Genomic DNA, 12,838 nt, shown 5'->3' on the forward strand with positions numbered 1-12,838 from the left:
CCTCACCGTGTGAAGGTTCGGCCCCTGCCGTGTGACACGTTTCCGGTCAGTTGCATAGGGGGTCACCCTCTCACGGGTGCCCTTTTTATGGGCGTGGACATAACCAACGGTGTCCACGCGTCATTCCGCCCGAATTCTCCGCTGCCACCATCCGGCCCGCACCCGAATGGCGCCGGCTTCCCTACTTCGCCGCGCTCTTCAGCACGGGCAGCTTCGGCGCCCGTCCGTACAGCAACTGGTACGTGTTGAAGGAGCGGAGCACGCGCTTGATGTAGCCGCGCGTCTCGGAGATGGGGATCTCTTCCACCCACGCGTCCAGCGCCAGGTCCGGCTTGTCGGACCTCCAACGATTCACCGCGCCCGGCCCGGCGTTGTAGCTGCCGACCGCGTAGGGCGTGTGCCCGTTGAAGCGCTTGAGCAGCCCGCCCAGGTAGTGGGCGCCCATGCGGATGTTCAGGTCGGGCTGCAGCAGTTGGTCCACGGTGAAGCGCTTGAGATTCAGCTCGCGCGCCACGCCCTTCGCGGTGGACGGCATCAACTGGGTGAGGCCCATGGCGCCCGCCCAGGACAGGGCCTTCGGGTCCAGCGCGCTCTCCTCGCGCATCAGCGCCTGGAGCAGGTCGGCTTCGACGCCTGAAGCGGCGGTGTGCTTCTCGATGAGCTCTCGGAAGGCGTTGGGATAGGCCACCTCCCACACCACCCGCGTCTCCGCGGTGATGCGCCCGCTCAAATCCTTGCGCAGCGCCAGCCGCGCCACGCCATGGGCGGAGCGCTCGTCACCGGCCTCGTGCAGCACCAGCACCAGCAGGCGCACAGCCTCCGCGGGCAGCTTCGTCCGGTTGACGGCGAGCAGCTCGGAGGACACCGCCTCGGTGAAGCCCAGGCGGTACAGTTCCACGCCCGCGCGGAAGTGCGGGTCGTCGCCCATGGGGCCTGCGAACAGCGGCCACGGGCTGGCGGCCTCGGGCACCGTGAAGATCTCCGCGGACACGCGCTCCAGCCGCGCCGGGTCCACCTTGGCCAACTGCGAGCGGGCCATGAGGCCGTAATACGTCGCGGGGTGGTCCACGGAGAGCTTCTCGAACAGCTCCGCCGCGCCCTGGATGTTCCCCTTCTCCTGCATCGTCCGAGCCCGCCAGTAGCGCGCGCGCTCCACGTCGTAGCTCTCGTCCGCCTTGGCGAACTGGGCCTCGATGCGGTCCAGGAAGGACAGGCCGGAGTCCTCGGCGCCGGTGGTGCGGGCAATCCAGTACGCCTTGAACAGCGCCTCGCCCAGGAAGTCGCCCTGCGGGTACAGCCGGGCCAGCGTGTCCAGGCGGGCCATGGCCTCCTTCGGGCGGCCCGTCTTCAGGTAGAGGTCGGCCGCGTAGAAGAGGCCGTCATCCGCGAACGAGTGGTCCGGGAACTCGCGCGCCAGCCGCTCATACGTCTCCATGCCCCGCACCTGGTCGACGATGGAGCGCGACGAGCCGAGCACGTACAGCACACGCGCCATCAGGTCGCGGTCCTGGCACTTCTCCGCCACGGGCGTCAGCACCTGGATGGCGCGCGTGTGCTGGCGTTCCTTGCGCAGGCCCTTGCCGAAGGCGAAGTGCGCGCGGCAGGCGAGCGGGTCCGGAAGCTCCAGCTTCGGCAGCAGCGGCTCGAGCTGCTCCAGGCCCGGCTTGTTGCGGTGCAATTCCACCAGCGACTCGCCCCGCCCCACCTTCGCGTCCATGGGCGGCGTCTGGCCCTTGAGGCGCCGCTCGGCCTGCTTCGCCAGGGCGGACAGCGGGTGGGCGGCCCACAGGCGCCACAGCGCGGCGCGCTCGGCGGCCTTGTCCTTCTTCTCCGCGGCGATGTCGGCGATGGCCATCAGCGCCTCGGCGCCCACGTTGCGGCCCCAGCTCGGCGCGGCCCGCGAGGTGAGCGGCTCCAACGCGGCCATGGCGCCCGTCGGGTCCTTCTTCTTGCGCAGCACCCGCGACAGCGCCAGGCGCGCGTCCACGTACAGCTTGGACTCGGGCGGCACCTGCTCCAGCAGCACCGCGGCCTCGTCGAAGCGGCGCAGGCTCTCCAGCGCCACGCCGCCGTGCGTCAGGCAGCGATCCCGCAGCGCGGGGTAGTCGGGCACCAGCGCGGTGAACTCGGCGGCGGCGGACGCGTCGTCCCCGGCGCGCACGGCGGCCAGGGCCCGCAGGTAGCGCACGGGCGGGGCGTCACCCTGGTCCTTCAGCAGCTCGCGAGCGCGGGTGTACTGTCCGCGGTCGAACGCCTCGCGGGCCTCCTTCTTCTTCCCTTCGCCGAAGTACGGCGCCAGGTCCTCCAGGCCGTAGCGGCGGCCCCGGTGCACCACCGGCGTGGGCGGCGCGGCGTTGGGGAAGGCCGGGTTGAGCACCTCCACGTAGCCCACGGGCAGCGGCGCCTTCTCCGAGTCCGGAGGCGGCGACAACTGCGCCTCCGGAGGCGCGTTGCTGGAGTGCTGGGCCGGCGCTTCGGACGCCTCGGGCTCGGCCGGGGTGGACGAAACCGCCCGAGGGGCGGGTGCCTGCGCGGACATCAGGAGCGCGGAGGCGGCGACGGCGAGCTTGGAAAGGAAGGGCTTCATACGCGGGGGCTGGGTCGCAAGGAGATGCGCGCGGGCACGCCCCAGGACAACCGGCAGGTCATGGAAAATTTCCGGAGGCTGACACAGGTTAGACTGTCCGCCTCCTCATGGACATCCGGACACAGAGCGCGCTGCTCGCATCCATCATCGGGCTCGCCCTGGGCGTGTCCATGTTGCTGCGGCCCGGCCGGCCCAGGGTACTGACGCTGTACTCCGTCTTCGCGCTGACGGTCGCCGGCTACTACCTTTCGCTGTTCTTTCACAGCATCTTCCCGGCGGCCGATTACCCGTGGACATCCCGCATCTTCGTGGGCGCCACCCTCCTGGTGGGCTCGCTGGTGCCCGGGGCCGCTGTCGCCTTCTTCCTGGAGTTCCTGGGCGTCAGCAAGGGGACGAACCTCGTCGGCCGGCGGCTCGCCCTGCTTTCCGCCTTGCTGGGGCTGACCGTGGCCGTCACCCCCCTGGCGGACAAACTCTGGGCCCGCGTCGGCATGGGCGTGTGGGTGTTGGGCACGCTGCTGACCTACGGCTCGTTGCTGCTCCACCGGGTCCGCACCACCGAATCGCGCATCGAGAAGTTCCGGCTGGCGTACCTGGCCATCGGAGCGGGCGCGGCCATCCTCTTCTCGGCGCTCGACTTCCTGGTCAGCTTCGGAATCCCCTTCCCCACGCTGGGGTCGGTCATCTCCACGCTGTACCTGTTCTTCCTGGCGCACACGCTGCTGCGGCTGCGCCTCATGGACCTGCACGAGCTGCTGGGCAAAATCGCCTCGCAGACGGTGCTGGCCAGCATCCTCGCGGCCGTCTTCACGGTGCTGACGGCGTGGGGCAAGGAGAACACGGGGCTCTTCCTCTTCAACACCGTGGTCGCCGCGTTCGTCATCCTCATCCTCCTGGAGCCGTTGAAGGTGAAGGTGGAGGAGATGGTGGTGCGCATCTTCTTCCGGGAGCGCTTCGCCCTCCTGGACTCGCTGGGCTCGCTGCGCGCGCGCATGGCGAACGTCATCGAAATCTCCGAACTGGCGCGCCTGGTGCTGGACTCCCTCCACGAGACGGGCCGCGTGACGCACGCCTCGGTGTACCTGTTGGCCGAGGACCGGCCCGGGTACCGGCTGCTGGACTCACGAGGCCCGCTGCCGGTGGCCTTCCTGGACACGGCGGTGGCGCGCGGCCTGCTCTTCGCGGCGGCCAGCGGACAGAAGGCGGTGCTGCGGGAGAACGTGGAGCGTCGCATGGCCACCATGCGGCTGCAGGCGGTGGAGGGCAAGCGCTACCGCGACGAGCTCAAGCGCCTCAACGACACGCGCGCGGCGCTGGTGCAGGTGAAGGCGGGCATCACCGTGCCGCTGATGGGCAACGACCGCGTCATCGGGTTCCTCAACCTGTGGGATGAGCGAGTCCCCGAAGCGTTCGCATCCGACGAAATCGCCATCATCCTGGAAGTGGCGGAGCGTCTGGCGACGGTGCTTGAGAACTCCAAGCTGTACGAGAAGATCCGCGAGCGAGACCGCCTGGCCGCGCTGGGTGAGATGGCCGCCGGCCTCGCGCACGAGATTCGCAATCCGCTGGGGGCCATCAAGGGCGCGGCGCAGTGTCTGGACCCGGCGCAGTTCCACGGAGAAGACGCCGAGTTCCTCGAGGTCATCGTCGAGGAGGTCAACCGCCTCAACGGCGTGGTGACGGCGTTCCTCGACTACGCGCGCCCGCTGAAGCAGAGCTTCGGCACCACCGACCTCAACGAGGTGGTGACGCGCACCATGCGGCTCATCCAGAACGATGTGCCGTCCAACCTCCACCTCGCGGTGGAGCTGGACCTGATGCTGCCGCGCGTGGACGGTGACGCGGAGCAGCTCAAGCAGGTGCTCATCAACCTGGTGCAGAACGCGGTGCAGGCCCTGGGCTCACGCGATGGCCGCATCAGCGTGCGCACCGAGAAGCCGGAGCGCTTCGGCGAGCTGCGCAGCGCCGGCGCCGAGTTCGTGGAGGTCCTCGTGTCCGACAACGGGCCGGGCATCCCACCGGACCAGCACCCGCACATCTTCGTGCCCTTCTACACGACGAAGCAGAAGGGCACCGGCCTGGGGCTGGCCATCTGCCAGCGCATCGTGAAGAACCACGGCGGCAGCATCTCCGTGCAGAGCAAGGTGGGCGAAGGCACCACGTTCGTCATCCGCCTCCCCGCCCTGCCCACGGAGCAGCAGCCCGCGGAGGTCGCCGCCGCGAACGCCCTGCCCCCGCCCGGAGCGCGCGCGTCGCAGTCGTTGCCCGTGCCCGACGAACTGCGAGACGCCGCCAGGCCCTCGAACCCGGATGCGCGCGCCAGACGGGAGCGCCGCAAGCGGGTCCGCGTGTAAACGGCCCCTCGGGAGCGCGGAGCCCGCGACGAAGAAGGCCCTGGCCCAACCCGTCATTCGGGCACATCGCGCTTTCAGCTCTCACACGGAGCCCCTATAGGGTCATCCCATGAGCGCGTGCCCCTTCTGCAAGACCGCGATGCAGCTCACGCCCAGCGGCGAGCTTCCCATGGAGACCTGTACCGCCTGCGGTGCCGTGTGGTTCGAGGGCGAAGCGCTCACGAAGGTCATGGGGGGCTCCATCTCGGACTCGCTCCTGCGGCGAGCGAAGAACGAGTCGGGCCAATGCAAGGGCTGCCGGGCGGGACTCGACTTCGTCACCCACTGCTCTGTCTGTGGCACGCGCGCCCCCACCTGCCCCCGCTGCGGCCACGCGCCCCTTCCCGTCGTCGAGGCCCTGGGCGTTCCCATGGAGGTGTGCTCGGGCTGTGCGGGCGTGGCCCTGGACGCGGGAGAACTCGAGCAGTTGCAGACGGCCGTCGAGGCCCACCGAAACGAGCCGCTGGACGCCCGGGCGAAGGTGCGGATTGAAGGCAAGCCACACTGCGTCGGGTGCCGGCGCAACCTGCAACTGAAGCATGGCTTCGTCTTCAACGAGCAACTCTTCTGCGGAAGCTGCGCGCCCCGGGAGTCCACCCCCTACTCAGAGCGGTTCAGCCACAACGACATCCCGCTGACCTTCACCTGCAAGCGCGGAGGCGAACACTTCAACTTCGATGGCTACATCGGCGCGGGACTGAAGTGGCTGCTCCACCGGATGTTTCAAGGCTGAGCCAGCGGGGCGGCCCCGGAACGGGGGCTACCCCAGCGACGCGGTCGCCTCGGCCAGCTTCTCCTGCGCGGCCTCCCAGCGGGCGTAGAGGTCTTCCAGCTCGTCCTTGCTGGCCCGGTGCGTATCCATCAACGGCTTGGCGCGCGCGAAGTCATTGTAGAGCGCGGGGTCCGCGAGCTGCGCCTCGCGCTCCTTCTGCCCGGCCTCCACCTCGGCGATGCGCGCCTCCAGCTTCGCGATCTCCTTCTTGAGGGGCCCTTCCACCACGCTGCGGCGCTGACGGGCCTCGGCCTCCAGTCGCTTGCGGTCCTTCTCCGACACGGGCCCGGAGGACGCCGCCTTGTCGCCGCGCGCGAGGCCCGCCGCCGCGGCCGCTGCCTCCGCCTGCTGAAGCTGCTGCTGGTGATACAGATAGTCATCCAGGGTGCCCGGGTGCGGCGTGAGCTTGCCATCCGCCACCTCCCACACCTGGGACGCCAGCCCGTTGATGAAGCTGCGGTTGTGGCTGACGAACAGCAGCGTGCCGCTGTAGCTCTTCAGCGCTTCAATCAGCATCTCGGACGAGTCCAGGTCCAGGTGGTTGGTGGGCTCGTCCATCAGCAGGAAGTTGGAGGGCACCAAGAGCAGCTTGGCCAGCGCCACGCGCGCGCGCTCACCACCGCTCAGCACGCCAATGGGCTTCTCGACATCGTCCCCGCTGAAGAGGAACGCGCCGAGCACGCCGCGCACGTAGCTCTCCGGCTTGTCCGCGGCCAGCGGGCGCACCTCTTCGATGATGCTGTTCTGCCGGTCCAGCTTGTCCGCGTGGTGCTGCGCGTAATAGCCCACCACCACGTTGTGCCCCAGCGTCACCGTCCCGCTGTCTGGCGTGAGCTCGCCCGCCACCATCTTCAGCAGCGTCGTCTTGCCCGCGCCGTTCGCGCCCACCACGGCGATGCGCTGCCCGCGCTCCACGCGCCCGGTGAGGCCGTTGTAGACAGTCTGCGCGCCATAGTGCTTGGTGATGCCCTCCAGCGTCACCACGTCGCGGCCGCTCCGCTCCACCTCGGGGAAGCGGAACTTCATCGTCGTCCGCTCCTCCAGGACCTGCACCTTCTCCATCTTCGCCAGCATCTTGGCGCGGCTCTGGGCCTGCCGCGCCTTGGTGGCCTTGGCGCCGAAGCGGTCGATGAAGCCCTGCAGCTCCGCGCGGCGAGACTCCACCTTCTCCGCGCGCGCCTTCAGCAGCTCCTTCTCCTCGGCGCGCAGGCGCTTGTACTCGTCGTAGTTGCCCGCGTACTCGCGCACGCCCTCCACTTCCAGGGACACCACCCGGTTGATCTGCCGGTTGAGGAAGTCCTTGTCGTGGGAGATGAGCACCAGCGCCTTGTTGGAGCGGCGCATGAAGTCGTCGAACCACGTGAGCGTGGGCACGTCCAGGTGGTTGGTGGGCTCGTCCAGGAGCAGCAGGTCCGGGTCCTGGAGCAGCAGTCCGGCCAGGGCCGCGCGCATGCGCCAGCCGCCGGACAGCGCGGAGGTAGGCTTGGCCAGGTCCGCGTCCCGGAAGCCGAGCCCCTTGAGGATGCGCTCGGCGTGGTGGCGGCCATAGCGGTTCTCGAAGTCGTCCAGCTCCGCGTGCAGTTCCGCCAGGGACTGCGACAGCTCGAGCTGGTCCTCCTCGTCCGTGGCCGCGGCGAGCGCCTCCTCGGTGACCTTGAGGCGGGCCTCCATGGCGTCGCGGCCGGGCACGGTGCTCATCACCGCCTCCACCACCGACCCGTCCGGCAGCCCGGCGATTTCCTGCGGCAGGTAGCCCGCCCGGGCCTTGCGGCTGTACTGCACCGTCCCGGAGTCCGGCTGGGCCACTCCCGCCAGGATCTTCATCAGCGAGCTCTTGCCTGTCCCGTTGGCCCCCACGAGGCCTACCCGGTCCCTTGGACCCAGAGTGAAACTGTCCTGATCGAACAGGACCTTCTTTCCATAGGAGAGGCTGAGGTCCTGGGCGATGACGAGGCTCATGGCGGCGGGGATGTAACAGCCCGCGAGCCCCTCGGGAATGTCGGATGTGCCCGCTCGTTTGCTTCACGGGCCTACAGGGGCTTTCCGGACTGGGCCAGGGCCTGTCTATACTCGGGCCCCACATGGCTGCCCCCTGTCCTCATTGCGGAAGCACCGACGGCGTCGACCACCTCTGTTCCGGCCAGAGCCTCCAGCTCCTGGGCCAGGTCCTCGACGGTCGTTACAAAATTGAAAGCGTGCTCGGTCAGGGCGGCATGGGCATGGTGTTTCGCGCCACCCAGACGTCCGTTCAACGTCCGGTGGCGGTGAAGACGCTCAACCCGTCGCTCGCCGCCGCGCCTCAGTTCTTCGAGCGGTTCCGCCGGGAGGCGGAGCTCGCCAGTCGCCTGCGCCACCCGAACGTCATCACCATCTTCGACTTTGGCCGGTCGCCGGACGGCACCTGCTACTACGTGATGGAGCTCCTGGAGGGCGAAAGCCTCAAGGAGACGGTGAAGCGCCAGGGGCCCATGTCCCTGCGCCGCGCGCTGAGCCTCGTGGAGCAGGCCTGCCAGGGTCTGGCGCACGCCCACGCCGAGGGCTGCGTCCACCGTGACTTGAAGCCGCACAACATCATGGTGCAGCAGCTCAGCGGCCAGGACTTCGTGAAGGTGCTGGACTTCGGTCTGGTGAAGGCCATGGAGTCCGAGGAGGAGGAGCAGCTCACCTCGACCGGACAGGTGCTGGGCACCCCCCAGTACATGCCGCCCGAGCAGGCCGGTGGCGAGTCCGTGGACCAGCGCTCCGACCTGTACTCCATGGCGGGCGTCCTCTACTTCTGCCTCACGGGCAGCTCGCCCTTCGGCGCGAACACCGTGCGCAAGGCGCTGACGGCGTCGCTCACCCAGGCGGTGCCGTCCGTCAACACCCGGCGCCAGGGCGCGCCCGTCCCCGCCACGCTGGATGCCTTCTTCAAGAAGGCGCTCGCCCCCGAGAAGGAGGACCGCTACCAGAACGCGCAGGAGTTCATCGACTCCATGCTGGACACGGTGGCGGACCTCTCGAACGAGGAGCTCGACGCCATGCCGAGCGGCGGCGTCTCCGGTGGCAGCGAGCGCGGCAGCAACAGCCGCAGCCGCCCGGGAAGCCGCTCCAACCGTCAGGGCAGCCAGAGCGGCATCCGCTCCTCGCGCGTGGGCGCCGCGCCCACCCTGGGCCGGGGCTCCACGCCCTCCAACGTCGTGGTGGCCAGGACGCAGGCGGGCGGCGGCACCAGCGCCTCTTCCGTGAGCCGGGCCCGGCCCGCAGCGGCCCGTAGCGCAACGCCCCCGCCGCCCCCTCCCGAGCCGGAGGGCATGTCCACCGGCAAGAAGGTGGCGCTCGTCGCGGTGCCGTTGGTGCTGCTCGGAATCGGCGCGGCCGTGGTCATGGGCAATCAGGGCGGCACGCCGCCCGCGGCGCCCGTGACGGTGAACGTGCCGCGCGACACGCCCCCGCCAACGACCCAGGTCGTGGCCAGCAACACCGGCACCGGCTCAACCGAGGCGGCCGTCATCACGGTCAGCCTGGACTCCACGCCGACCGGCGCTTCCATCTACGAGGGTGAGGAGATGGTCGGCACCACGCCCACGAAGCTGCAGTTGCGCCGCGACAAGGTGCACACCTTCACCTTCCGTTCGGCGGGCCATCAGGACAAGGACCTGACGCTGAACCTGCGCCGCATCGCGGGGGATACGCAGTCCGCCAACGTGACGCTGGAGCCGGCGCGCGCCGCGGCGCCGTCCCGTCCCGCACGTCCGGCCCCGAAGCCCGCGGGCCCCTCCGGGCCCGACATCTCCGTGTTCGAGTAGCAGCGGGTGCGCCGTGGCCTGAAGAGGCCACGGCGCGTCCACGCCCGAATCAGACGAGCTTCGCCAGCGTGGGAAGAACCTGACCGCTCTTCCCCTGGACGGAATGCTCGAAGCGGCCGGAGTTCTCCGCCGGGTCGAGGTTGATGAGCCAGGTCTCGCCCCCCGCCTCGCGCACGTGGTCCACGATGCCAGCGGCGGGGTACACGGCGCCGGAGGTCCCCGCGGCGAGGAAGATGAAGCGCCCGCCGGACGTGGAGCCTCGCAGCGCGAAGTCCTCGATGCGCTGCATGTCGGCCGGGTCCAGGTACTCGCCAAACCAGACGATGTGCGGCCGAAGCTGGGCGCCGCACGCATCACACTCCGGCACCGCGCCATTCGGGTACACGGTGGCGTCCTCGAACACCGGACGCTTGCACTGGGTGCACCGCGTCTTGAAGAGGTTGCCGTGCATCTCCACCACGCGTTGACTGCCTGCGCGCGTGTGCAGGCCGTCGATGTTCTGCGTCGCGAGCAGGAAGCGGTCCCCCAGGTGGCGCTCCCAGGCGACGAGCGCTTCGTGCCCTGGGTTGGGATGGACAGTCGCGGCGGCCTTGCGGCGTTCGGAATAGAAGCGCCAGACCAGGGCCGGGTCTTTCTGGAAGCCCTGGGGAGACGCGACGGCCTCCACGGGCTGGTCTTCCCAAAGTCCGCCCATCCCTCGGAAGGTGGGAACTCCGCTTTCAGCGGAGACACCCGCGCCCGTGAGGACGAGCAGCCAGGTACGCGAATCGAGGATGAGCGAATCCATGTCGGCTCCTGTGCGGCGGCAATTGAATCAAGCTATGGATGGGACGCGAACTCTATCGGGGCCTGACGCTTCGGACGGGTCGCGTTTCGAGGTCCGAATCATGGCGGAAGTCACCCTGGATTTGCGCGGCCTGCCCAAGGCCGAGGCCTATGCCGAGCTGAAGCAGCACGTGCTGGCGGTGCTCGAGGGAATCGACGACGACATCACCGGCATGTCCACCATGAGCTGCCTGCTGCACCACGCCTTCGGGCATCTGTGGACGGGCTTCTACCGCGTCGTGACGCCGGGGCGGCTGCTCCGCGTGGGCCCCTATCAGGGCACGCTCGGGTGCCTGGAAATCCCCTTTGGCAAGGGCGTGTGCGGTGCCGCCGCGGCGAAGGGCGAGACGGTCCTGGTGGCGGACGTCCACGCCTTCCCCGGCCACATCACCTGCGACGGGCGCTCCGCGTCGGAGATTGTCGTCCCGGTGTTCGGCCGCGACCGCGAGCTGATCGCCGTGCTCGACGTCGACTCCGAACACAAGGGCGCCTTCGACGAGGTGGACCGCCGCGAGCTGGAAGCGTTGATGCGCTGGTTCCAGAAGTAGCGGCGGCCCGGGTTCGACGTCAGCTCGCGCGGGCGTACGCCACGGCGAGCTGACCGGCGAAGCGCGCGTTGTTGGTGAGCAGCGCCAGGTTGGCCTTGAGCGTCTTGCCCCCCGTGCGCTTGGCCATCTCCGACAGCAGGAAGGGCGTCACGGCCTTGCCCCGGATGCCCTGCCGGTCCGCGTCCGCGAGCGTGGCGGCGATGTGCAGCTCCACCTCGTTGCGCGGCAGGGACGTCTCCTCGGGCGGCGGCACGGTGTAGAGCACCCCGCCCTGCCCCAGCGCCTCGAAGCGGGCGCGGGCGATGCGCGCGGCCGTGGCCACGTCGTCCGCGCGGTGCTCCAGGGGAATGCCCGAGCCCCGGCTGTAGAACGACGGCAGCTCGTCCGTGCCCACGCCGATGACGGGCACGCCGGCCGTCTCCAGCAGCTCCATCGTCTTGGGCAGATCCAACACCGACTTGGCCCCCGCGCACACCACGGCGACGGGAAAGCGCGACAGGGCGGCGATGTCCTGGGAGATGTCGAAGTGCTCGGACGCCCCACGGTGCACACCGCCAATGCCGCCCGTGGAGAAGACGCGGATGCCCGCGGCGGCGGCCAGCTCACAGGTGGCGCTCACCGTGGTGCCGCCCGAGGCGCGCGTGGCCACGGCCACGGCCAGGTCACGGGAGCCGAGCTTGAGCAGGCGCTCCTTGCCCTCGGCCAGCCGGCGCATCTGGGCCTCTTCCAGGCCCACCCACAGCTCCCCGTCGATGATGGCGGTGGCGGCGGGGACGGCACCCGCGCGCCGGATCGCCTCTTCGCACGCGCGGGCGGCGGCCAGGTTGTCCGGATAGGGAAGCCCCTGAGCCACGACGCTCGTCTCCAGCGCCACCAGGGGCTCGCCGTTCTTCAGCGCGCGGCGAACCTCTTCCGAAAAATGTAGGTCCATGCCCCTGGCGTTTAGCACGGCCGCCTCGCCACGTCGGCTTGCGCGCGAGGCCCCGCGGGCCTATTCCCCTGCCGCCGTGTCCACCTCCGCCACCCCCGTGGTCCCCGCGCCTCCGCGCGCATTCTCCGCGTCCGACCTGGCCATCGTCGGCGTCGTCATTGTCTGGGGCACCAACTACACGGTGGTGAAGGAGGCGATGGCCACGCTTCCACCGCTGGCCTTCATGTCGCTGCGCTTCACCATCGCGGCGCTGGCCATGGGCGCGCTGCTCCTGGGCATCGAAGGCTGGAAGCCCCTCCCCCGTCCGGTGTTCCTCAAGCTGATGGGGCTCGGGCTGGTGGGCAACACCGTGTACCAGCTCTGCTTCATCGTCGGTTTGGCGAACACCTCCGTGGCGAACAGCGGGATGTTGACGGCGGTGACGCCGGTGCTGGTCGCCGCCCTGGGGGCGCTGCTCGGGGTGGAGCGGCTCACCCGCCCGCTCGGGGTGGCGCTGGCCCTGGGCGTGGTGGGGATGCTGCTCGTGCTGGGAGGACGCGGCGCCTCGGAGAGCGGCGCGTCCTGGTTCGGCGACGTGCTCATCGTCGGCGCGAGCGTGTGTTGGGCCATCTATACGGTGGGCATCCGCACCGTGGGCCCGGAGGTCTCCGCGCTGCGCATCACCGCCATCAGCATGCTGACCGGGGCACCGGGCGTGGTGCTCGCGGGCGTGCCCGAGCTGCTTCGGCTGGACACCTCCCACATCCCCGTCGGCGCCTGGGCGGGACTGGTGTACTCCGCCTTGGTGCCGCTGGTGCTCGCGTACTTCATCTGGGGCCGCACGGTGCAGAAGGTCGGCAGCAGCCGCGCGGGGCTCTACAACACGGGCATTCCCGTGGTCGCGGCCCTCACCGCGTGGGCCGTCCGAGGCGAGCGGCCCACGCTGTTTCAGGTCATCGGCGCGGGGCTCGTCCTGGGTGGCGTGCTGCTCAGCCGGCGACGGTAGGCTCGCGCC

The 12,838-nt window shown here is 69.7% G+C and carries 9 protein-coding genes; 5 read left to right on the plus strand and 4 right to left on the minus strand.

Annotation, left to right across the window (positions count from 1 at the left end):
- Window positions 1-181: 181 nt before the first annotated feature.
- Complete coding sequence (locus A176_RS17335) at window positions 182-2,587, minus strand: transglycosylase SLT domain-containing protein (RefSeq protein WP_002633566.1); 2,406 nt, start codon at window positions 2,585-2,587, stop codon at window positions 182-184.
- A 107-nt stretch (window positions 2,588-2,694) separates the two neighbouring features.
- On the opposite strand from A176_RS17335, the gene A176_RS17340 reads away from it, so the two are divergent.
- Both A176_RS17340 and A176_RS17345 read left to right on the plus strand, forming a co-directional pair.
- Window positions 2,695-4,941 (plus strand): sensor histidine kinase, encoded by a 2,247-nt coding sequence (locus A176_RS17340; RefSeq protein ID WP_002633567.1) that lies wholly within the window; start codon window positions 2,695-2,697, stop codon window positions 4,939-4,941.
- Between the two features lie 109 nt (window positions 4,942-5,050).
- Complete coding sequence (locus A176_RS17345; RefSeq protein WP_002633568.1) at window positions 5,051-5,713, plus strand: TFIIB-type zinc ribbon-containing protein; 663 nt, start codon at window positions 5,051-5,053, stop codon at window positions 5,711-5,713.
- A 27-nt stretch (window positions 5,714-5,740) separates the two neighbouring features.
- On the opposite strand, the gene A176_RS17350 is transcribed toward A176_RS17345, so the two are convergent.
- Entirely contained in the window at window positions 5,741-7,711 is a 1,971-nt protein-coding gene (locus A176_RS17350) for an ABC-F family ATP-binding cassette domain-containing protein (protein WP_002633569.1), read from the minus strand.
- 122 nt (window positions 7,712-7,833) lie between these two features.
- Here A176_RS17350 and A176_RS17355 point away from each other — a divergent pair, with 122 nt between their 5' ends.
- The gene (locus tag A176_RS17355) at window positions 7,834-9,540 is read left to right on the plus strand and encodes a serine/threonine protein kinase (protein ID WP_021781406.1); all 1,707 of its coding nucleotides are present in this window, start codon (window positions 7,834-7,836) and stop codon (window positions 9,538-9,540) included.
- A 49-nt stretch (window positions 9,541-9,589) separates the two neighbouring features.
- Here A176_RS17355 and A176_RS17360 read toward each other — a convergent pair whose 3' ends face one another.
- Window positions 9,590-10,327 carry an NAD-dependent deacylase gene (locus A176_RS17360; RefSeq protein ID WP_002633571.1) on the minus strand — a complete coding sequence of 246 codons (738 nt, stop codon included), beginning with the start codon at window positions 10,325-10,327 and terminating at the stop codon, window positions 9,590-9,592.
- A 100-nt stretch (window positions 10,328-10,427) separates the two neighbouring features.
- Here A176_RS17360 and A176_RS17365 point away from each other — a divergent pair, with 100 nt between their 5' ends.
- Window positions 10,428-10,913, plus strand: a complete 486-nt coding sequence (locus A176_RS17365) for a GAF domain-containing protein (RefSeq protein WP_002633572.1) — start codon at window positions 10,428-10,430, stop codon at window positions 10,911-10,913.
- 19 nt (window positions 10,914-10,932) lie between these two features.
- Here the strand turns inward: A176_RS17365 and A176_RS17370 are convergent, their stop codons facing one another.
- Window positions 10,933-11,844: a pseudouridine-5'-phosphate glycosidase gene (locus A176_RS17370; RefSeq protein WP_002633573.1), complete on the minus strand. Its 912-nt coding sequence runs from the start codon at window positions 11,842-11,844 to the stop codon at window positions 10,933-10,935.
- A 76-nt stretch (window positions 11,845-11,920) separates the two neighbouring features.
- Here A176_RS17370 and A176_RS17375 point away from each other — a divergent pair, with 76 nt between their 5' ends.
- Window positions 11,921-12,829 carry a DMT family transporter gene (locus tag A176_RS17375; RefSeq protein ID WP_002633574.1) on the plus strand — a complete coding sequence of 303 codons (909 nt, stop codon included), beginning with the start codon at window positions 11,921-11,923 and terminating at the stop codon, window positions 12,827-12,829.
- Window positions 12,830-12,838 lie beyond the last annotated feature (9 nt).

Source organism: Myxococcus hansupus (assembly GCF_000280925.3).
Classification (GTDB): domain Bacteria; phylum Myxococcota; class Myxococcia; order Myxococcales; family Myxococcaceae; genus Myxococcus; species Myxococcus hansupus.